Below are 20,139 nucleotides of genomic sequence, written 5' to 3'. Positions count from 1 at the left end.
TCATTATTTCATTGATGGGCGTAATTTCATTGATGGGCGTAGCGGCCACGCGCGTTTTCCCTTCGCAAAGGCGCCAGGAAAAAGCTAGTGTCAACCATATGGGGATGATGGGACGCGAAATCACGGTATCGATGCTGCGCGCCGGCTTGATAAAGCCGTGGTCGGCGCTGGCCGATCTCATTTATCCGCCGGCTTGCGCCGGCTGTGGCACGTCGACGGGCGCGCATCGCAGCCTTTGCCCCGCCTGCTGGTCCGGCATCCGCTTCATCGAGCGGCCCTATTGCGAGGTGCTGGGCAGTCCATTTTCCCATGATCTCGGCAGGGGGATTGTGAGCGCCGAGGCGATCGCCGATCCGCCCGTCTTCGACCGGCTGCGCTCGGCTGCCATCCACGACGGGGTGGTGCGCGATCTCGTGCTTGGATTGAAATATCGCGACCGTACCGATCTGGCGCCGATGATGGCCGGTTGGATGCTGCGGGCCAGCGACGGTGCGATTGCCGCCTGTGATGCCATCATTCCGGTGCCGCTGCATCGGACGCGGCTCTTCTCACGCAAGTACAATCAGGCGGCGGAACTTGCCCGCCATCTGGCGCGGCTTTCGGGCAAACCGTTGCTTGCGGCGACATTGCTGCGCACCAAGCGGACGAGCCAGCAAGTCGGCCTTGGGGCGAGAGCGCGCCAGGACAATGTTCGCGGCGCTTTCGCAATCCCAGAAGGCAGGGCTGGCGATGTCTTCGGCCGTCGAATCGTGCTGGTCGATGACGTCTATACGACCGGTGCCACGGTTACCGCGGCGACACGCGTTTTGAAAAAAGCCGGTGCGGCCGACGTGACGGTTTTAACCTTTGCAAGGGCTGTGGGCGATCCTATATGACAGTAAACCTGTCTTTTTTCGGAGTGGATCATGGCATCCGTCGTCATTTATACGCGTGAATTCTGCGGCTATTGCTCTCGGGCAAAATCGCTGCTCGACTCCAAGGGAGTCGATTATGTCGAACATAACGCAACCTATTCGCCCGAGCTGCGCGAGGAGATGATTTCGAAGGCGAAGGGTCGTTCGACCTTTCCGCAGATCTTCATCAATGGCGAGCATGTCGGCGGGTGTGATGATATTCATGCGCTTGATCGGGCCGGCAAGCTCGATCCGCTGCTTGCTGCCTGAACCGGGCAAACGGGGAGAGAACAATGACCTTCAAGGCCGCCGCCATTCAGATGTGCTCCGGTGTCGATCCGGTGAGGAACGCCGCCGACATGGCGCGGCTGGTCCGCGAGGCAGCGGCAAAAGGCGCCGTCTATGTGCAGACGCCGGAAATGACCGGGGCGGTGCAGAAGGATCGGCAGGGTCTGCGCGCGGTGCTGCGCGACGAAGCCAATGATGTCATCGTCAAGACGGCCGCGGAGCTCGCTCGGGAACTCGGCATCCATGTACACGTCGGTTCGACCGCGATCGCACTTGACGACGGCAAGATCGCCAATCGCGGTTTTCTCTTCGGCCCGGACGGCAAGCTGCTCAGCCGCTACGACAAGATCCACATGTTCGACGTTGATCTCGACAATGGCGAGAGCTGGCGGGAAAGCGCGGTCTATCGTCCCGGCTCCGAGGCGCGCATTGTGTCGCTGCCCTTTGCCGAGCTGGGCTTTTCCATCTGCTACGACGTGCGCTTTCCGCAGCTCTTCCGCGCTCAGGCGGTTGCCGGGGCCGAGGTGATGACGGTACCTGCCGCCTTCACTAGGCAGACGGGCGAGGCACACTGGGAAATCCTGCTGAGGGCGCGGGCTATCGAAAACGGCATGTTCGTCATCGCCGCCGCTCAGGCGGGCACGCACGAGGATGGCCGCGAAACCTTCGGCCATTCGATGATCATCGATCCCTGGGGCAAGGTGCTGGCCTCGGCTGGAGGCACGGGCGAAGCGGTTGTCATCGCCGAGATCGATGTCGCCGCCGTCAAAGCTGCCCACGACAAGATTCCCAATCTTAAGAATGCGCGCGAATTTTCGCTGGAGAAGATCGCGACGCCGGCGGCTGGAGGCGTCGCTGCTTGATCCGCTATTCGCTGAGATGTGACAGTGCCCATGAGTTCGAGGGCTGGTTTTCGGAAAGCGCCGATTTCGACCGGCAGGTCGCAAGCGGCTTCCTGACCTGCCCCGTCTGCAATTCGGGTGCGATCTCGAAACTCCTGATGGCGCCGTCGGTCTCTACCGGGCGCAAGAAGGAGGAGCTGCAGACGCTTGCCATGGACACCGCCCGCAAGGAAGCCCTGAATAAACTCAAGGAAGCCGTCGACGCCATCAAGGCCAATGCTGAGGACGTCGGCACCAAATTCCCCGAAGAGGCCCGCAAGATCCATTATGGCGAGGCGGATGCGAGAGGCATCATCGGCAAGGCGACGCCGGATGAGGCGCAGGCGCTGGTCGAAGAGGGTATCGAGATCGGCGCTATCCCGGTACTGCCGGACGATATCAACTGATGCTGCGGACCGGCAAGCATCTTGCAATGTATAATTTCGGGCTGCATGTCGCGCCCTATAATAGCCCTGCTGTCGAAGGGTTTCGCCTGCGGGAGGCTGCGAATTTCGAGGCTGCTGCCCGCTCCCATGGGTTCATCGGCCGCTCCGGCTATGATGGCGACCCGGGACCGGCATGTTGGGGCAAGCAGGTCTTCCCGCGCTTCATCGAGGGCAGCGGCTTTGCGACAGCGCCGTCTTCTTTGTCTCTATGGACCGACATCGAATCGCTGATAGCCTTTACCTATGGCGGTGTTCATGCCGATGCGCTGAAGCATGCGCGGCACTGGAACGTGAAGCAACGTTGGCCGGCGCTTGTTCTGTGGTGGGTGGATGCCGAGGTCATTCCGGAATGGAAAGACGGTGCCGAACGGCTGGAACGGCTTCACGACCAGGGGCCGAGTGCGGCAGCGTTTTCGTTTAAGCAGCCTTACAACGCCGAAGGAAAGATGACGGCGATTGACCGCGAACGGGTAAAGCGGCTCGCCGCTGAGAACGCTGCAGGACAGGACGATTTATTGAAGCATGTGTCAGCGCTGAAGGTTTGAGTACGACTGGTGCTCGCCAAACCGGCTGCCTCCGCCATGGCCCATTTCAACGGTTGGATTCCTCGCAATATCTTTGGATAGTTCCGAGCACCGTGCAAGACGCGAGATACATATATCGTAGCGTCTTCAATTTCATAAAGATCAGATAGTTTCCAAAGGCATCTCGCCAAGCTCAACACATGCGTTATGAAGTTCATCCACAAAGGACAACGCTCTTTCAGGATTATGCTTGGCTATTGCGCGGCCGATGGCGGCCAGATCATGATATGCGGCATCAGAAATCGCGATTTTCATTTAGCGCGCAATTTGTGCGGCCGAGTTCCGCGCGAAGCTTAGCAAAAGCTTCATCCAGCGGCATGAATCGTCCCGCCTTGATATCCTCGTGTCCTACCGTTAAGGCGTCGGCGAGTTCCCGTTCCTGTCTCATCCGGTCATCTTCATAACGCTCACGCAGGATGTTCTCTATGTATTCGCTGTCTGAGGCAAATGAGCCGCGCTTAACTTCGTCGCGAACGAATTCTTCCAAATTCGGCTCCAAATTAATCACGATTTGTGCGGTCTTGCCCATGAACTGTCTCCATTCATAAGAACGCGGGCATTCTATCATTAGGTCTCGCGGCTTAGGAACTGCTCATTCTGTTCGTTTCGCCAGCAACATATAGTTCACGTCCATATCCTTCGACAGGTTCCATCGGTCCTGCAGAGGCGAATAGAAGACGCCGGTGCGGGCGATGATGTCGAGACTGTTTGCGGCGAGCGGCTTTTCGATCTCGTCCGGGCGGACCAGCTTTTCATATTGATGCGTGCCGCGCGGCAGCCAGCGCAGGACGTTTTCGGCGGCGAAGATAGCGAGCGCCGCAGCTTTCATCGTCCGGTTGATGGTGGCGACGAACATCAGGCCGCCGGGGCGCACCATCTTGGCGCAGGTCGAAAGGAAAAACTCGACATCGGCAACGTGCTCGACCACTTCCATGTTCAGCACGATATCGAAAGTCTCGCCGGCTTCGGCCAATTGCTCGGCGGTGACGGTGCGATAGTCGACAGGAACGCCGGAGGCTTTCGCATGTATCGACGCGATGCCGATATTCTTTTCGGAAGGGTCGGCGCCGACGACGGAGGCACCCATGCGCGCCACCGGCTCCGACAGCAACCCGCCGCCGCAGCCGATATCGAGCACGCGCAACCCGTCCAGCGGCCGCGCACTCTTCGGGTCGCGGCCGAAATTCTCGCACGCGCGGTCGCGGATATAGGCTAGCCGCACCGGATTGAACTTATGCAGCGGCTTGAACTTGCCGGTCGGGCTCCACCATTCCGCCGCCATTGCGGAAAAGCGGTCCACTTCGCTCTGGTCGATCGTGCTCTTCGCCGCTTCGGTCATGGTCTCGCTCCTTGGTCTACGCCGGACCGCCTGTCTGCACAATTGTACAGATGACGCCCGGTCGATGTGAAGTCGGACGATCGGAAGCCGATGTCAAGGGTCCGGCTGTGTTAACGGCCCTGGGCCACTATGCTAGCGCGCCGGAACGAGCATTCGGCGCAATGTTCCATTTTTCAACAGGAAGTGATGATAGAGGGCGCCGGCGGCATGCAGGCCGATGAGGATGATGAATGCGGGCTTGCCCAGCTCATGAATGTCGCCGAAGGGATCGGAGAAATAATAGGCGAGCAGGCCGGTCAGGGGAACGAGCAGCAGCAGCGCGTAGAATAGCCAATGTGCCGCGCCGGCAAGTCGTACCAACAGTGCAGAGGCCCCGGCTGGCCTGGGTGTTCCGAACGCGACGCGCAAGGCAAGGCGCAAAAGAACCAGCAACAGGACTGCGATCCCCGCCCAATAATGCGCCGTACCCATGGAACCATCCGCCGACGAGACGATGGTTCCCCTTGCCTGCGCGCGGATCACCCTCGTCATGCTTTCTCCGAACAGGAGCTGAAATAGAACCAGCGCTGCAATGATCCAATGCAGGGAGATCTGAGTGGTGGAATAGCCAAGGGCACGGTTTGAAGCCATGGGGAGCGCTCTTCGAGGTTGACGTGCCCGGACTATCCTTTCCGTGTCTGACATTGGCCTGAAGAAGGCATTGCCTGCTTTAATTTCAGTGCGCTCGGCGTTTTTGACGTTTTACGCTGTTCAAGACATCGGCCAGCAAGGCGAGGACGAGCGCTACCGCCCCGCAGAGGAAGATGATGCCATAGTTTTCGCCGGTGTGGATGAAGAGATAGGAATAGCCATAGCCGCCGAGCGCCTGGAAAAGAGCGAAGGCCGTGGTTGCCCGGCTCCAGGCGGCGCGTTGGGCGACGTGGCTGTCCGGCAGAATTTCCTGAATGCGGCCGAGTGCCAAGGGCACGATGCCTGGTGTAAAAATGCCGAGCAGCACCGTGGCAAAGCCGATCAGCCAAGGATTGCCGGATGCGGCGAGAATGGCATCGGCGACCGCCTGGAGCAGTAAAGCGCCGCGGTAGGCGGAGGCAAAGCCGATGCGATCGGCAGCATAGCCGGTCAGGACTGGACCGGTGATGGCGGCAACACCATAGAGCACCCAGCAGGCCGCTCCGATGTCGGCGCCGCGGCCGAGACCGCGGGCGACGTAGTCGACCAGCAGCACCATGGCGGGCACGAGGCCGAGGGCATTGGCGGCATATTGGCCATAGAGGATGCGCAGCGACCATTCGGTCTTTGCGGCGGCATGGTGGTGAGTGGTGGCGGTATGTGCCGCCGGCGGTGGATTGGCCGCGGGCCAGCCGAACCAACTGACGGCGGTCAGGATGAGCGACAGAATGCCCAAGCCGATCCAGGTTTCACGAAGACCGAGGCGCAGCAGCGCGGGCACCAGTGTTCCCGAGGCGGCGATGCCGAGACCGAGGCCAAGGAAAATCATGCCGCTGACGAAGCCGCGGCGGGCGACCGGGATGTGCGGCAGAATAGTGGTCGCGACGAGCACCATGATGGAGCCGCCGGCAAGACCGGAGAGGAAGCGCCAGACAAAGAACCAGGTGACGGAGAGCGGGAAGGCGCAGGCGAAGAAAGCGGCGGTCGCAGCGACCATCAGCAGCCGCAATGCCAGACGGTTACCAAGACCCGCGGCCAACGGCCGGCCGAGCAGCGCGCCGGCGAGGTATCCGGCAAAATTGGCCGCACCCAGCGTCACCGTATCGCCAGCCGAAAACCAGTGGGCGCTGATAAGCGGTGGGATCAGCGGGGTATAAGCGAAGCGGGCAAGACCGATCGCGACGAGGCTCCCGCAAAGACCGGCAATAGTGGCATACCAGGCGGCGGCGGTAAGCGGCGCTGGTTCGGCAACGGAATGAGAAGAATTCGAATGGCGTAAGGGAGCAGACATGGCACGAAGCTTTTCTGTTCGGAGCGCGCTTGCCGCATCCGGTTCGGTGTTTCGGGACGAAGAGGGCTATGGCGGAGGTTTACCCGTCCGGCCTGCTTTCGGGCAGCGGCCAGGGCAGGGTCAGCATGGCCATTGCTGGCCGCAGGATACCGTTCAGCAATTCGCGCTCGGGGCGGACGCGGACAAGGGCGCGCAGACCGAACTGCACCGAAAGCAGCAATTTGGCGACGTCTTCAGGCCGCAGATCTGCCGGAATTTCACCGCTCGCCTGCGCGGCAACGACCGATCGAAGGAAAAAGGCCTCGATCTCGGCCGTCTCATCGGCGACGACGCGCCGCATCTCCGGATCGTCGGAACGCGCCTCAAGCACCGTGTTGACGAGCATGCAGCCGCGATGCTCGGCATCGGCCAGGGAACGCTCGACGACTTCCTGGAAGTAGCCGACGATGGTGAGGCCCGGCGAATAAGCTGCCTCCATCCGTGCAATACGGCTGCGGAGGTTTCGATCGAGATAGTGCTTCAATGCCTTTAGATAGAGGCCGCGCTTGTCACCAAAGGCATTGTAGAGGCTCGCATGCGTCAGCCCCATGCGATCGGTCAGATCGCGAGTCGATGTCGCCTCGTAACCCTTGGACCAGAATATCTCGCCCGCGGCTTCCAAAACGCTGTCCTCATCGAATTGTCGAGGTCTTGCCATGGGAATTTTCGCAACCTGAATAATCTCGTTGTAGAGCGATCGCTCCAAAACAGGATATAGAGCATACGCTCCAAAATGGCAAGTCGATCAGTTCACGTTGAGAAAGAGGGCGCACTCCCCAATAAGCTCGGCTCGGAACGAAAGCGGAAGTATTGAGAGCGGAGGCCGGCAAGGCGATTACCCCGCTATTGCACCCGCCCGCCAAACTCGTTAAGAGACGCCCCCATTGAGATCAGGCTTTTCCGGCTATTATACCGGAAGGGCGATTTTGCATGCCGGGCTCGTAGCGTATCGGCCGCCCGGCGCTGGTACTGGTAGAGGCACATGGCACGCATCGTGATGAAATTCGGCGGGACATCCGTCGCGGATCTGGACCGTATCAAGAATGTCGCCCGCCATGTGAAACGTGAGGTCGATGCCGGCCATGAGGTTGCGGTCGTCGTCTCCGCCATGTCCGGCAAGACCAACGAACTGGTCGGCTGGGTGCAGAACACGCCGAAGGTCGCCGGCGCCGATCACTCGATTTATGATGCCCGCGAATATGATGCCGTCGTTGCTTCCGGCGAGCAGGTGACGTCCGGATTGCTGGCAATCGCGCTGCAGGCGATGGGCATCAACGCCCGCTCCTGGCAGGGCTGGCAGATCCCGATCAGAACCGACAATGCCCATGGCGCGGCGCGCATTCTCGAAATCGACGGCAGCGAAATGATCCGCCGTATGCAAGAGGGTCAGGTGGCCGTGATTGCAGGCTTTCAGGGCCTTGGGCCTGACAATCGCGTTTCGACGCTTGGTCGCGGTGGTTCCGATACCTCGGCAGTGGCGATCGCCGCGGCCGTGAAGGCTAATCGCTGCGATATCTATACCGACGTCGACGGCGTCTACACGACCGATCCGCGCATCGAACCGAAGGCGCGGCGTCTGAAGAAGATCGCTTTCGAAGAAATGCTGGAGATGGCCTCGCTCGGCGCCAAGGTGCTGCAGGTGCGCTCGGTCGAGCTGGCCATGGTCTTTAAGGTTCGCACCTTCGTGCGCTCCTCTTTCGAGGATCCCGATGCTCCGGGCATGGGCGATCTGCTCAACCCGCCCGGAACGCTGATTTGTGACGAGGAAGAAATCGTGGAACAGGAAGTAGTCACCGGCATTGCCTATGCCAAGGATGAAGCCCAGATCTCGCTGCGCCGTCTCGCCGACCGGCCGGGCGTCTCCGCTGCGATCTTCGGGCCGTTGGCCGAAAGCCACATCAATGTCGACATGATCGTCCAGAACATTTCCGAGGACGGTTCCAAGACCGATATGACCTTCACGGTTCCTTCGGGCGATGTGGAAAAGGCGCTGCGCGTTCTCGGCGAAAACAAGGACAAGATCGGCTACGACGTCATCCAAAACGAATCAGGTCTCGTCAAAGTCTCCGTCATCGGCATCGGCATGCGTTCGCACGCCGGCGTTGCTGCGACTGCTTTCCGGGCACTTGCCGAAAAAGGCATCAACATCAAGGCTATTACGACGTCGGAAATCAAGATTTCCATCCTGATCGACGGTCCTTATGCAGAACTGGCAGTCAGGACTTTGCATTCCTGCTACGGTCTGGATAAGAGTTGATTCAGGACTGCTTACGACGGACCGCGACGGAGGTGAGTTTCGGCCGGCCCTGACGTGGGCAAGACTGGCGTAATATCTTGATTTCGGGAGCTAGAGACGCAATGAGAGACCTATCCGGCGGTCCACGCGTTCTGCTCAAGCGGCTGCGCGAACTCATGGCGGAGCCGCTGGAGCCGCAAGAGCGTCTTGACCGGATCGTCCGCCAGATCGCTAGCAACATGGTCGCCGAAGTCTGCTCGGTTTACGTGTTGCGCGCAGACGGCGTGCTCGAGCTCTACGCCACCGAAGGTCTGAAGAAGGAAGCCGTCCACCTGTCGCAACTGAAGATGGGCCAGGGCCTGGTCGGCACGATCGCCGCTTCCGCCCAGCCGCTCAATCTCTCCGACGCGCAATCGCATCCTGCCTTCCGCTACCTGCCGGAAACCGGCGAAGAGGTCTATCACTCCTTCCTCGGCGTGCCGATCCTGCGCACCGGCCGCTCGCTCGGCGTTCTCGTCGTACAGAACAAGGCGAGCCGCAATTATCGCGAGGAGGAGCTGGAGGCGCTCGAAACGACGGCGATGGTGCTGGCCGAGATGATCGCGACCGGCGAGCTGAAGAAGATCACCAAGCCGGGCCTCGAACTCGATCTTACGCGCTCGGTCACCATTGACGGCGACAGCTACAATGAAGGCATCGGTCTCGGCTATGTCGTGCTGCACGAGCCGCGCATCGTCGTCACCAATCTCCTGAACGAGGATACCGAGAAGGAAATCCGCCGGCTGGCGGATGCGCTGGGTTCCCTGCGCATTTCCATCGACGACATGCTGTCGCGCCGCGACGTTTCCATGGAAGGCGAGCATCGCGAGGTTCTGGAAACCTACCGCATGTTCGCCCACGACCAGGGCTGGGTGCGCAAGCTGGAGGAGGCCGTCCGCAACGGCCTGACCGCGGAAGCTGCGGTCGAGAAGGTGCAGAGCGACACCAAGGCGCGGATGATGCGCCTGACCGATCCTTATCTGCGCGAACGCATGCATGACTTCGAGGATTTGGCGAACCGACTGCTCCGGCAGTTGATCGGCTATTCCGCCCGCACGGCAGCCGAGGGTTTCCCGAACGATGCGATCATCTTTGCGCGCGCCATGGGTGCTGCCGAACTGCTCGACTATCCGCGCGCCAATATTCGCGGTCTGGTGCTGGAAGAGGGTGCAATCACCAGCCACGTCGTTATCGTTGCCCGTGCCATGGGCATTCCGGTCGTCGGCCAGGCAGCGGGGATCGTAGCGCTCGCGGAAAACGGCGATCCCGTTATCATCGATGGCGATGGCGGCCATGTGCACCTGCGGCCGATGGCCGATCACCAGCGTTCCTATGAGGAAAAGGTGCGCTTTCGCGCCCGCCGGCAGGAACAGTTCCGGGCGCTGCGCGCGGTCGAACCCGTCACCAAGGACGGGCAGCGGATTTCGCTGCTGATGAATGCCGGTCTGCTGGTCGATCTGCCCCAGCTTGCCGAATCCGGCGCGGAAGGTATCGGCCTGTTCCGCACCGAGCTGCAATTCATGATTGCCTCGACCATGCCGAAGGCGGAGGAGCAGGAAGCCTTTTACCGCAATGTGATGAAGCAGGCAGGCGGCCGCGTCGTCACCTTCAGGACGCTCGACATCGGCGGCGACAAGGTCGTGCCCTATTTCCGCGCCCATGAGGAAGAGAATCCGGCGCTCGGCTGGCGCGCCATTCGCCTGTCGCTCGACCGGCCCGGCCTGCTGCGCACGCAGTTGCGCGCCATGCTGAAGGCAGCGGCGGACAGCGAATTGAAGATGATGGTGCCGATGGTCACGGAGGTCTCCGAGATCGAGGCGGTGCGCGAACTCGTGCAGAAGGAAGTGCAGCATCTGTCGCGCTTCGGCCATAGCCTGCCGCGGAAGCTGCAGTTCGGCGCGATGCTGGAGGTGCCGGCGCTGTTGTGGCAGTTGGATGAGCTGATGGCGGCGGTCGACTTCGTCTCGGTTGGCTCCAACGATCTCTTCCAGTTTTCGATGGCGGTCGATCGCGGCAATGCACGCGTCTCCGATCGTTTCGATCCGCTCGGACGCCCGTTCCTGCGTATCCTCAGGGACATCGTGCGCGCCGGCGAGCGCAACAGGACGCCGGTAACGCTTTGTGGCGAACTTGCCGGCAAGACGATTTCGGCCATGGCGCTGCTGGGTGTCGGTTTCCGCTCGGTGTCGATGTCACCAGCCGCCATCGGTCCGGTCAAAGCGATGCTGCTGGGCCTTGACCTGCAGGCCTTGTCGGCTGTCATGGAAGAAGCACTGAACGACACGCGCCCGACGACCTCGATGCGCGATATCCTTGTCCGCTTCGCCGAGAGCCACAATATTCCATTGTAGAACAGAACGAATAAGAAGAATCGGAGTGTGGGGTGGCGAATCTTCCCATTGAAAAAATGCGCGAATTGGAGCGCCGTTTCGGTGAGATCGAAGCGCGTATGTCGGCCGGTCCGTCGGCGGATGTCTATGTGAAGCTTGCTTCCGAATATTCCGAACTTCAGCCCATCGTCACCAAAATCCGCGACTACGAGAAGGCGATCGCCGAGGCTTCAGATCTTGAAACCATGCTCACCGACAAGTCCGTCGACCGCGAGATGCGGGATCTTGCCGAGATGGAATTGCCAGAGGTCAAGGAGCGGATCGAGACGCTGGAGCAAGATATCCAGATTCTGCTGCTGCCGAAGGATGCCGCCGACGAAAAGAGCGCGATCCTCGAAATTCGCGCCGGCACCGGCGGTTCGGAAGCGGCGCTTTTCGCTGGCGATCTCTTCCGCATGTATGAGCGCTTTGCGGCCAATAACGGCTGGAAGGTCGAAATCCTCTCGGCCAGCGAAGGCGAAGCCGGCGGCTACAAGGAAATCATCGCGACGATCAGCGGCAAGGGCGTGTTTTCGCGGCTGAAATTCGAATCCGGCGTGCATCGCGTCCAGCGCGTGCCGGAAACCGAGGCGGGTGGGCGTATCCACACCTCGGCGGCGACCGTCGCCGTGCTGCCGGAGGCCGAGGAAATCGATATCGAAATCCGCCCCGAGGATATTCGCATCGATACCATGCGCTCTTCCGGCGCCGGCGGCCAGCACGTCAACACGACGGACTCGGCCGTACGCATCACCCATCTTCCTTCGGGGATTGTGGTGACGAGTTCGGAAAAATCGCAGCATCAAAACCGCGCCAAGGCAATGCAGGTCCTACGGTCGCGTCTCTTCGACATGGAGCGTCAGCGCGCCGACAGCGAACGATCCGCCGACCGTAAGAGTCAGGTCGGTTCCGGCGACCGCTCTGAGCGTATCCGAACCTATAATTTCCCGCAGGGCCGGGTTACCGACCACCGCATCAACCTGACGCTCTATAAGCTTGACCGGATGATGGAAGGCGAAATCGACGAGGTGGTGGATGCGCTTTTGGCGGATTATCAGGCGAGCCAGCTCGCCCAGCTCGGCGAACAAGCATGAGCAGCGGGCAGGGGCCGACCGTCGGGGAGCTTTTCCAGGAGGTGCGCGCCCGCTTCATCGAGGCCGATCTTGATGATCCGGCCACCGAAGCCCGCATCCTCGTCGGTGGCCTTCTCGATCTGTCATCGACGGAGCTCGTCACCCGTGGTTCCGATATGGTGACGCCGGATCTCGTGGAAACGGCCCGTACGGCGGTGGCGCGGCGGCTCAACCACGAGCCGGTGCATCGCATTCTAGGCGAACGTGAATTCTATGGCCTGCCGTTGAAACTCTCGCCGGCGACGCTGGAGCCTCGGCCCGATACGGAAATCTTGATCGATACGATACTTCCGCATGCGCGACGTCTTGCATTAGAGGTCGGGAATATCCATATACTCGATATCGGAACGGGAACCGGGGCCATTTGCCTTGCTTTGCTCCACGAATGTCCGCAGGCGACAGGTATCGGTTCCGATATTTCCGGCGAAGCTTTGGAAACGGCGCGGGCGAATGCAGCGCGCAATGGCTTGGCGGCACGGTTTGATACTGTGCAGGGAAGCTGGTTTGAAGCCATCCACGGTCGATTTCACGTGATTGTCTCAAATCCGCCCTATATTGAGTCCAGTGTCATTTCCACTCTCGCTCCAGAAGTAAAGAATTTCGATCCTCCGGCAGCTCTCGACGGTGGCCTTGATGGGCTGGATGCATATAGAGCAATCGCAAAGGACGCGGCGCGGTTTCTACATCGGGATGGTATCATCGGAGTGGAAATCGGCCATAATCAGCGCAAAACGGTGACTTCGGTTTTTGAAGGAGCAGGATTTTTCCTTATCGACGCAGTTCGAGACTATGGCCATAACGACCGAGTTCTCGTGTTTAAACATCATGATTGACGCGACAATTTGCTGCAGGTCCGTTGGACCTTGTTGTTATCGCAAAGAAAAGGCTTGGATTTCCTGAGGAAGCAATATAGGTTGCGCTCACGCGTTGGGCGGCTGGGAATAGGCGAGACGATTCGCCTCTCTTGGACAGCCTCGGGGATCCACTCTCTGGTAAGAGTGTCAAAGGTTGAAGATAACCCAATGCGTGATCAGTTAATCTGACGTAGTCGAGCGGCAGACAGGCGCATAAGGCGCAGTTTGCTTGCGGCACGCAGGCCCTGGCTTGGAAGGTTCCGGCCACGGCGGCAGGTGCCGTGCATAATTTCATCCCAACTAAGAGAATTCAGGTGAAGGATCTATGAGGCCAGGACAGCAGAATAAGCGCGGTCGGGGGCGTGGTAACAACAACGGCGGCGGCGGCGGAAATAACAATAACAACAATTTCAACCGCAAGGGCTCGAACCCGCTGACCAGGACCTACGACAGCTCCGGTCCGGATGTGAAAATTCGCGGAACCGCGCAGCATATTGCCGAGAAGTATTCGGCTCTCGCCCGCGATGCGCAAAGCTCCGGCGACCGCGTCATGGCGGAAAACTATCTCCAGCACGCTGAACACTATAACCGGATCATCGCCAGCGCCCAGGCGCAGATGCAGGAACGCTATCAGCGTGACGAGCATCACAACTACAATGATCGTGACAATGCCGACCGCGACATCGATGATATCGATGCAACCGAGATGGATGACCAGCCGCAGATGGCTGCGCCTCAAGCACGCCAGCAGCCTGCTCCGGCTGCCGCTGCGGCTCCCGCTCCCGAGCCGGAAGTCATCGATGGCACCGGCCCGCAGCCGGTGATCGAAGGTATTCCGGCCGAAGTGGCGATCGAAGAAGAGACGCCTGCCGCTGCGACCGAGCGCCAGCCGCGCCGCCGCAACGCCGGCAACCGTCCCCGTCGCCAGCCGCGCCGTAGCGCCGATGGCGAAGGCAACGGCGAAGCTGCCGCGAGCGACACGCCCGCCTTGGCCGAAGCCGGTTCGGAATAAGAACTGTTCCGAGCGCAAAGGTGGCCGCGATAGGCGCGGAGTATCTATTCCATATCTGCGAAACCCCGGTGTGAGGCCGGGGTTTTTTCATTTCTGTTGCTCTTTAAACTTTTCAAAACTCCTCCCATATTCTCCCCAGTTGCTTTGCCGCAAATCCCAATAGGCGGCGGGCGGGGTCTGCCTTTTCAGGGGGCTCAATCTCAGTCATCGGTCTGCGCCATTAAGGGCAGAACGATTCATGGAGGTCCGATATGAATATTGAAAAATACTCCGAGCGGGTGCGTGGCTTTTTGCAATCCGCACAGACCAATGCGCTGGCGCAGGGTCACCAGCAATTCACTCCCGAGCATGTGCTGAAGGTGCTTCTGGACGACGATCAGGGTATGGCCGCGTCGTTGATCGAACGCGCCGGCGGCGATGCCAAAGCTGCGCGCCTTGCCAATGACGCCGCACTTGCCAAGTTGCCGAAAGTGTCCGGTGGCGATGGGCAAGTCTATCTTGCGCAGCCGCTCGCCAAGGTGTTTACCACGGCCGAAGAAGCCGCCAAGAAGGCTGGCGATAGTTTCGTCACTGTCGAGCGCCTGTTGCAGGCCCTGGCGATGGAGCCCTCGGCATCGACATCAGCCACCCTGAAGAAGGCCGGCGTTACGCCCGTTGGCCTCAACCAGGTCATCAACGATATCCGCAAGGGTCGTACCGCTGATTCCGCCAATGCGGAACAGGGCTTCGACTCCTTGAAGAAATATGCCCGCGACCTTACTGGCGAGGCTCGCGAGGGGAAGCTCGATCCGGTGATCGGCCGCGACGACGAAATCCGCCGTACCATCCAGGTCCTGTCCCGCCGCACGAAGAACAATCCGGTTCTGATCGGCGAGCCCGGCGTCGGCAAGACGGCGATCGTCGAAGGGCTGGCGCTGCGCATCGTCAACGGCGATGTGCCGGAATCGCTGAAGGACAAGAAACTGATGGCGCTCGACATGGGTGCCTTGATTGCCGGCGCGAAATTCCGCGGCGAGTTCGAAGAGCGGCTGAAGGCCGTGCTCAACGAAGTGCAGTCCGAAAATGGCGAGATCATCCTCTTCATCGATGAGATGCATACCTTGGTCGGCGCCGGCAAGGCCGATGGCGCCATGGATGCTTCGAACCTGTTGAAGCCAGCGCTTGCCCGTGGCGAGCTGCATTGCGTCGGCGCTACCACGCTCGACGAATACCGCAAGCATGTCGAGAAGGATCCCGCGCTCGCCCGTCGTTTCCAGCCGGTCATGGTCGAAGAGCCGACGGTCGAGGATACGATCTCGATCCTGCGCGGCCTTAAGGAAAAATACGAGCAGCATCACAAGGTCCGCATCGCCGATGCCGCCCTGGTGGCCGCTGCGACCCTGTCGAACCGCTACATCACCGACCGCTTCCTGCCGGACAAGGCCATCGACCTGATGGACGAAGCCGCCGCGCGTCTGCGCATGCAGGTGGATTCGAAGCCGGAAGAACTCGACGAACTCGATCGCCGCATCATCCAGCTCAAGATCGAGCGCGAGGCGCTGAAGAAGGAAACCGACCAGTCCTCGGCCGACCGGCTGAAGCGGCTGGAGACCGACCTTGCGACGCTTGAAGAGGAAGCCGATGCGCTGACCGCGCGGTGGCAGGCCGAGAAGCAGAAACTGGGCCTTGCAGCCGATCTGAAGAAAAAGCTCGACGAAGCCCGGAACGAATTGGCGATCGCGCAGAGGAAGGGTGAATTCCAGCGCGCCGGTGAGCTTGCCTATGGCGTGATCCCGAATTTGGAAAAGGATCTTCAGGCTGCCGAAGAGCAGGACGGCGGTCGCGATTCCATGGTGCAGGAAGTCGTCACCGCCGACAATATCGCCCATGTCGTTTCCCGCTGGACCGGGATTCCCGTGGACAAGATGCTGGAAGGCGAGCGCGACAAGCTGCTTCGGATGGAAGACGAACTCGCAAAATGGGTCGTCGGACAGGGCGATGCCGTGCAGGCGGTCTCGCGCGCGGTTCGCCGCTCGCGCGCAGGTCTGCAGGATCCGAACCGCCCGATCGGCTCGTTCATCTTTCTCGGCCCGACCGGCGTCGGCAAGACGGAGCTCACCAAGGCGCTCGCCCGCTTCCTCTTCGATGACGAGACGGCGATGGTGCGCATGGACATGTCGGAGTACATGGAGAAGCACTCCGTCGCCCGGCTGATCGGTGCTCCTCCCGGCTATGTCGGCTACGAGGAAGGCGGCGCGCTGACCGAATCCGTCCGCCGCCGGCCCTATCAGGTCGTGCTGTTCGACGAGATCGAGAAGGCGCATCCCGATGTCTTCAACGTCCTGCTTCAGGTTCTGGACGACGGGCGTCTGACGGACGGCCAGGGCCGCACGGTCGATTTCCGCAACACGATGATCATCATGACCTCCAACCTGGGCGCCGAATACCTGACCCAATTGAAGGAAGGGGATGACAGCGACCTAGTGCGCGAGCAGGTGATGGACGTGGTCCGGTCGCATTTCCGGCCGGAATTCCTGAACCGTGTCGACGAAATCATCCTGTTCCATCGTCTGAAGCGCGATGAAATGGGTGCCATCGTCGACATCCAACTGGAGCGGCTGTTGAAGCTGTTGTCCGAACGCAAGATTACGCTCGAGCTCGACGAGGATGCCCGCCACTGGCTCGCCAACAAGGGTTACGATCCGGTCTATGGCGCAAGGCCGCTGAAGCGGGTGATCCAGAAATATGTCCAGGACCCGCTTGCCGAGCAGATCCTTTCCGGTCAGGTGCCGGATGGATCGGTGGTCAAGGTCACCGGCGGTACGGACAGGCTGCTGTTCCGCCCGCGTCAGCCGGTCAGCGCCGCGGCATAAGCGGCTGTACCAACGCATCGATCCATGAGATGGCGGCTTTCGGGCCGCCATTTTGTTTTTCAGACCTATTCGAAGCCGCCTTGCAGCAACGGTCCGCTTCTGTGATGTTACGGTGGACTTTGGAGGATGTTCGGAGGGGGGATCATGCTTGTCATCTTCGGCGGTTTGCCGGGCAGCGGGAAAACCACGACAGCGCTCTCGCTCGCGAAGCGGTTGCAAGCGGTGCATGTTCGGGTGGACACGATCGAGCAGGCATTCCGAGATTCGGACATGCTGAAGGCCGAGGTAGGCCCCGCCGGCTATATGGCTGCCTATGGGATCGCTGAAGACAATCTGCGTCTCGGAAGAACGGTGATCGCGGATTCGGTCAATCCGATAGGCATAACGCGCAATGCCTGGCTGCAGGTCGCAAAACGAGCCGGTACACGCGCGATCGAGGTGGAAGTCGTCTGTTCCGACAAGGTCGAGCATCGCCGACGTGCCGAAACGCGCGTGACGGATGTCGAAGGTCTCGTAAAGCCGTCCTGGGATGAGATCGTCAACCGAACCTATGAGGATTGGGGCGGACGACAGATCGTCGTCGATACCGCCTACAAAAGCGCGGATGATGCCGTTGCCGAGCTGGTCGCTCTGCTGGAGCGCGAGGTCCTTTAGAAAATCCTTATCAGGATATCAATCCTTGCTCGCGACCTGCTTGGACTTGTCGTCGCTCAGGAGCGTGTCGATACGCTTGCGCTCCTCCTCGAATTTGGCGAGCGCGTCGCCATCCAGCGTCTTGCCGCCGGGCAGGCGGATGCGTAGCGGGTCGACCTTGGTGCCGTTGACGATCAGTTCGTAATGCAGATGCGGTCCGGTTGCGAGACCGGTCGAGCCGATGAAGCCGATGACTTGGCCCTGCACCACCTTCGCGCCCGGCACGATGCCTTTGACGATGGCGCTCTGGTGGTTGTAGGAGGAGACGTAGCCATTGGCGTGGCGGATCAATGTTTGATTGCCGAAGCCGCCGGAATCCCAGCCGGCCTTTTCGACGATGCCGTTGCCGGCGGCGATGATCGGCGTCCCGCGGGGTGCCGCCCAATCGACGCCGGTATGCATGCGCGCAAATCCGAGGATCGGGTGACGGCGCATGCCGAAGCCGGATTTGAAGATGCCGGTCGGGACGGGATTGCGCAGCAGGAACTGGCGGATGCTCTTGCCGCTTTCGTCGAAGTAATCGATCGAATGATCGTCCGGATCTTCGAAACGATAAAAACGGGTAACGGTGTCGCCGAATTTGGCGTTGACGTAGAGCAATTCCGAATCCGCCGTCGCCTGGCCGTTTTCGTCCTCGACGGAGAAGAAGGCTTCGAGCGAATCCGTAGGCTTCAACTGCGCCTGGAAATCGACGTTGCTGGCAAGCAGCTTGATGATCTGCGCCACCATCTCCTGGGTCATGCCGTAGGAGAGGGCAGCCCGATAGATGCCGTCATAAACGCTCGGCAAATCGCGGCCGGCGGCGGTTATGGGCGCGTCATTGTCAAAGGCAGTGGCGATGGCGTCGAGCATCGGGGGCTCGCTGCCAGCGACGAAATCGCCGTGGTCATTTTCGGCGACCGTCAGCACATGCTTGGTGCCGCGGTAGATGCTGGCGCGGATGATCTTTGCTTGCTCGCCCTTCTGCAGGATGCCGATCCGCAGCACGTCGCCGCCCGAAAGATCGGAGGAGCCGAACAAAGGCTCGATCTTGGCCGCAATGTCGGCGGCATCCGCTTTGAGATACCCGGCATTGATGAGCGCCGTTGTGATCGGCGTGTCTTCGCGCACCGGAATGATGTCGTCGGCAAATTCCTGCGTCTGCGGCGTGACCGCTTCGGGAGCGGATACCGACATGTTCTCCTCGACGATGCGGGCGGCAAGCCCGGCCGTCAGATCGACATCGGTGTCATCGGTCGCGAAACGGCGCGGATCGACGTAATAGAGCGCGGAAAGCTGGGTATTGCCGTCGATCAGCACGGAACCGTTGGAGCGAACATTCGCCTCGACTTCATCGAGCGACATGGAACCGGCAAGCGGAAAGGGCACGTCCTTGGCCGGAAACGGCACGGTCTTCAGACTGACCTCGGATTCCACGTCGGAACCATAGATCGCGCCGGTGCGATTGGCGGCCGGCGGAATGTTTTCATCGGCGGAAAAGATCGCCAGGGGATCGAAGGCGGGATAGCTTTCGGTGGCGACGCGCTTGGTGGCGAGTGCGATCTTCACATGCGCGAAGGGCTGGCGACGGACCACTTCCTTGTCGCCATCACGCACCACCGTCGAGACTTCCAGTATATTGCGGTCGGAAGGCTTGGATGCGATTGCCGTCGGCACAAGGCGGCCGCCGCGCGTCACCTGATCCTCCGCGCTGTCATGCTTGCCGCTGTCGGACATGGCGTAGGCTTCGGCGGGAATGGCGAGCTGCTGGCGTCCATCGAGGGCCGCAAACAAAGCGACGCCCATCAAGATGCTGGAGGTGATACCGGTAAGGAAGGTGCCCGAGAGCCAGCGGATGGAAACCTCGCGCCGGTCTGGCGCTCGCCTGCCGTCGGCCAGGATTGGCGGCTCGTTGCCGAGCGATCGGAGCATTATTTTGTCCGTCATCATGCCAATCGAGATCCGGTTCCTTTATGCGAGCCGTATGGCTGGGGCGAAGATGTGCATATTTATGACGGGCGAGTCAAATCGGACGCATCTCGCTTGTGGAGTGTTTGAATGCCGCAAGTGCCTGGTTCCGGCGCTGGCCGGCGATATCTGGTGTCGGCGGACTTGGGTTCAAGAGCCGAGCATTGTCATTTTTTACGACATTCTGCGTGCAATAGGGCGGCAGCAGCACACGGCAGTGGCGATATCAGAGGATTTTGGTGCCCGACTTGGCCGATTACAGGCGGCCTTCATAAAACTCTCATAAGAATCAAGCATTTGCATGTTTTTTGATTTTTTTCAAAATCGCCTGTTGACTATGCTCGGGGCTGGGGTCTATAAGCCCGATCACTGACGAGGGCGGCGGCGCTGCTGGCGACGAAGTCTCTCGCTCTAGAGTTTCCTGGATTGGCTGCGATGCTGATTGATGGTTCTGGGCTTAGGTGCTTGGGCTTGCGGGAAGGATATTCGACCGGGTTTTCTGGTCTGTTATTTGACAATTGAAGATAGGAAGAAAGAGAAACGTGGGCGGCGGAGCTTGCGGGATTGGCAGAGA

The 20,139-nt window shown here is 60.3% G+C and carries 19 protein-coding genes; 12 read left to right on the top strand and 7 right to left on the bottom strand.

The genetic code is table 11. The features are described 5' to 3' along the window. Positions 1-98 precede the first annotated feature (98 nt). Genes QDY28_RS26075 through QDY28_RS26055 form a run of 5 tightly spaced genes read left to right on the top strand, consistent with a single transcriptional unit; the run spans position 99 to position 3,053 of the window. Positions 99-875, top strand: coding sequence for a ComF family protein (locus tag QDY28_RS26075; protein WP_331384272.1), 777 nt, complete (start codon positions 99-101; stop codon positions 873-875). A 30-nt stretch (positions 876-905) separates the two neighbouring features. Further along, a complete protein-coding gene (gene grxC / locus QDY28_RS26070) occupies positions 906-1,163 on the top strand; it encodes a glutaredoxin 3 (RefSeq protein ID WP_331384271.1) in 258 nt (85 codons plus the stop codon). Positions 1,164-1,186: 23 nt separating this feature from the next. Next, complete coding sequence (locus tag QDY28_RS26065; protein ID WP_331384270.1) at positions 1,187-2,044, top strand: carbon-nitrogen hydrolase family protein; 858 nt, start codon at positions 1,187-1,189, stop codon at positions 2,042-2,044. Continuing rightward, entirely contained in the window at positions 2,041-2,469 is a 429-nt protein-coding gene (locus QDY28_RS26060; protein WP_331384269.1) for a DUF1178 family protein, read from the top strand. The genes QDY28_RS26065 and QDY28_RS26060 overlap by 4 nt, the downstream gene beginning before the upstream one ends. Continuing rightward, positions 2,469-3,053, top strand: a complete 585-nt coding sequence (locus tag QDY28_RS26055; RefSeq protein WP_331384268.1) for a DUF3291 domain-containing protein — start codon at positions 2,469-2,471, stop codon at positions 3,051-3,053. Before QDY28_RS26060 ends, QDY28_RS26055 begins: the two co-directional genes overlap by 1 nt. Positions 3,054-3,194: 141 nt before the next feature. Here the strand turns inward: QDY28_RS26055 and QDY28_RS26050 are convergent, their stop codons facing one another. From QDY28_RS26050 to QDY28_RS26025, 6 genes are all read right to left on the bottom strand, one after another. Further along, entirely contained in the window at positions 3,195-3,347 is a 153-nt protein-coding gene (locus QDY28_RS26050) for a type II toxin-antitoxin system RelE/ParE family toxin (protein WP_331384267.1), read from the bottom strand. Further along, positions 3,328-3,621, bottom strand: coding sequence for a ribbon-helix-helix domain-containing protein (locus QDY28_RS26045; RefSeq protein WP_331384266.1), 294 nt, complete (start codon positions 3,619-3,621; stop codon positions 3,328-3,330). Before QDY28_RS26045 ends, QDY28_RS26050 begins: the two co-directional genes overlap by 20 nt. A 63-nt stretch (positions 3,622-3,684) precedes the next feature. After that, complete coding sequence (gene ubiG, locus QDY28_RS26040) at positions 3,685-4,431, bottom strand: bifunctional 2-polyprenyl-6-hydroxyphenol methylase/3-demethylubiquinol 3-O-methyltransferase UbiG (protein ID WP_331384265.1); 747 nt, start codon at positions 4,429-4,431, stop codon at positions 3,685-3,687. 132 nt (positions 4,432-4,563) lie between these two features. Continuing rightward, entirely contained in the window at positions 4,564-5,061 is a 498-nt protein-coding gene (locus QDY28_RS26035) for a cytochrome b (RefSeq protein WP_331384264.1), read from the bottom strand. Positions 5,062-5,146: 85 nt separating this feature from the next. Further along, entirely contained in the window at positions 5,147-6,391 is a 1,245-nt protein-coding gene (locus tag QDY28_RS26030) for a YbfB/YjiJ family MFS transporter (RefSeq protein ID WP_331384263.1), read from the bottom strand. Between the two features lie 79 nt (positions 6,392-6,470). Beyond that, positions 6,471-7,088: a TetR/AcrR family transcriptional regulator gene (locus QDY28_RS26025; protein WP_331384262.1), complete on the bottom strand. Its 618-nt coding sequence runs from the start codon at positions 7,086-7,088 to the stop codon at positions 6,471-6,473. A gap of 324 nt (positions 7,089-7,412) precedes the next feature. Between QDY28_RS26025 and QDY28_RS26020 the strand changes: the two genes are divergently transcribed. The 7 genes from QDY28_RS26020 (at position 7,413) to QDY28_RS25990 (ending at position 17,579) form a co-directional block, all read left to right on the top strand. Next, entirely contained in the window at positions 7,413-8,687 is a 1,275-nt protein-coding gene (locus QDY28_RS26020; protein ID WP_331384261.1) for an aspartate kinase, read from the top strand. A 101-nt stretch (positions 8,688-8,788) separates the two neighbouring features. Beyond that, entirely contained in the window at positions 8,789-11,056 is a 2,268-nt protein-coding gene (ptsP, locus tag QDY28_RS26015) for a phosphoenolpyruvate--protein phosphotransferase (RefSeq protein WP_331384260.1), read from the top strand. 32 nt (positions 11,057-11,088) lie between these two features. Then, positions 11,089-12,168 carry a peptide chain release factor 1 gene (gene prfA, locus QDY28_RS26010; protein ID WP_331384259.1) on the top strand — a complete coding sequence of 360 codons (1,080 nt, stop codon included), beginning with the start codon at positions 11,089-11,091 and terminating at the stop codon, positions 12,166-12,168. Further along, positions 12,165-13,040 (top strand): peptide chain release factor N(5)-glutamine methyltransferase, encoded by an 876-nt coding sequence (prmC, locus tag QDY28_RS26005; protein WP_331384258.1) that lies wholly within the window; start codon positions 12,165-12,167, stop codon positions 13,038-13,040. Before prfA ends, prmC begins: the two co-directional genes overlap by 4 nt. A gap of 346 nt (positions 13,041-13,386) precedes the next feature. Further along, positions 13,387-14,073: a DUF4167 domain-containing protein gene (locus QDY28_RS26000; RefSeq protein ID WP_331384257.1), complete on the top strand. Its 687-nt coding sequence runs from the start codon at positions 13,387-13,389 to the stop codon at positions 14,071-14,073. A gap of 251 nt (positions 14,074-14,324) precedes the next feature. After that, positions 14,325-16,925 carry an ATP-dependent chaperone ClpB gene (clpB, locus tag QDY28_RS25995; RefSeq protein WP_331384256.1) on the top strand — a complete coding sequence of 867 codons (2,601 nt, stop codon included), beginning with the start codon at positions 14,325-14,327 and terminating at the stop codon, positions 16,923-16,925. Positions 16,926-17,069: 144 nt separating this feature from the next. Beyond that, complete coding sequence (locus tag QDY28_RS25990; protein ID WP_331384255.1) at positions 17,070-17,579, top strand: AAA family ATPase; 510 nt, start codon at positions 17,070-17,072, stop codon at positions 17,577-17,579. A gap of 18 nt (positions 17,580-17,597) precedes the next feature. On the opposite strand, the gene QDY28_RS25985 is transcribed toward QDY28_RS25990, so the two are convergent. Next, positions 17,598-19,547, bottom strand: a complete 1,950-nt coding sequence (locus QDY28_RS25985; RefSeq protein ID WP_331384254.1) for a M23 family metallopeptidase — start codon at positions 19,545-19,547, stop codon at positions 17,598-17,600. Between the last annotated feature and the right edge of the window lie 592 nt (positions 19,548-20,139).

The organism is Rhizobium sp. BR 362, assembly GCF_036528765.1.
Classification (GTDB): domain Bacteria; phylum Pseudomonadota; class Alphaproteobacteria; order Rhizobiales; family Rhizobiaceae; genus Rhizobium.
The sequence above is the reverse complement of the archived record's forward strand: the minus strand, read 5'-3'. Positions and strand labels throughout refer to the sequence as shown.

Excerpts from the sequence above, each read along its gene's own strand:
- QDY28_RS26075 (WP_331384272.1), top strand. The coding sequence starts at position 99 with ATGGGGATGATGGGACGCGAAATCACGGTATCGATGCTGCGCGCCGGC.
- grxC (WP_331384271.1), top strand. The coding sequence starts at position 906 with ATGGCATCCGTCGTCATTTATACGCGTGAATTCTGCGGCTATTGCTCT.
- QDY28_RS26065 (WP_331384270.1), top strand. The coding sequence starts at position 1,187 with ATGACCTTCAAGGCCGCCGCCATTCAGATGTGCTCCGGTGTCGATCCG.
- QDY28_RS26055 (WP_331384268.1), top strand. The coding sequence starts at position 2,469 with ATGCTGCGGACCGGCAAGCATCTTGCAATGTATAATTTCGGGCTGCAT.
- QDY28_RS26050 (WP_331384267.1), bottom strand. The coding sequence starts at position 3,347 with ATGAAAATCGCGATTTCTGATGCCGCATATCATGATCTGGCCGCCATC.
- QDY28_RS26045 (WP_331384266.1), bottom strand. The coding sequence starts at position 3,621 with ATGGGCAAGACCGCACAAATCGTGATTAATTTGGAGCCGAATTTGGAA.
- ubiG (WP_331384265.1), bottom strand. The coding sequence starts at position 4,431 with ATGACCGAAGCGGCGAAGAGCACGATCGACCAGAGCGAAGTGGACCGC.
- QDY28_RS26035 (WP_331384264.1), bottom strand. The coding sequence starts at position 5,061 with ATGGCTTCAAACCGTGCCCTTGGCTATTCCACCACTCAGATCTCCCTG.
- QDY28_RS26030 (WP_331384263.1), bottom strand. The coding sequence starts at position 6,391 with ATGTCTGCTCCCTTACGCCATTCGAATTCTTCTCATTCCGTTGCCGAA.
- QDY28_RS26025 (WP_331384262.1), bottom strand. The coding sequence starts at position 7,088 with ATGGCAAGACCTCGACAATTCGATGAGGACAGCGTTTTGGAAGCCGCG.
- QDY28_RS26020 (WP_331384261.1), top strand. The coding sequence starts at position 7,413 with ATGGCACGCATCGTGATGAAATTCGGCGGGACATCCGTCGCGGATCTG.
- ptsP (WP_331384260.1), top strand. The coding sequence starts at position 8,789 with ATGAGAGACCTATCCGGCGGTCCACGCGTTCTGCTCAAGCGGCTGCGC.
- prmC (WP_331384258.1), top strand. The coding sequence starts at position 12,165 with ATGAGCAGCGGGCAGGGGCCGACCGTCGGGGAGCTTTTCCAGGAGGTG.
- QDY28_RS26000 (WP_331384257.1), top strand. The coding sequence starts at position 13,387 with ATGAGGCCAGGACAGCAGAATAAGCGCGGTCGGGGGCGTGGTAACAAC.
- clpB (WP_331384256.1), top strand. The coding sequence starts at position 14,325 with ATGAATATTGAAAAATACTCCGAGCGGGTGCGTGGCTTTTTGCAATCC.
- QDY28_RS25990 (WP_331384255.1), top strand. The coding sequence starts at position 17,070 with ATGCTTGTCATCTTCGGCGGTTTGCCGGGCAGCGGGAAAACCACGACA.
- QDY28_RS25985 (WP_331384254.1), bottom strand. The coding sequence starts at position 19,547 with ATGATGACGGACAAAATAATGCTCCGATCGCTCGGCAACGAGCCGCCA.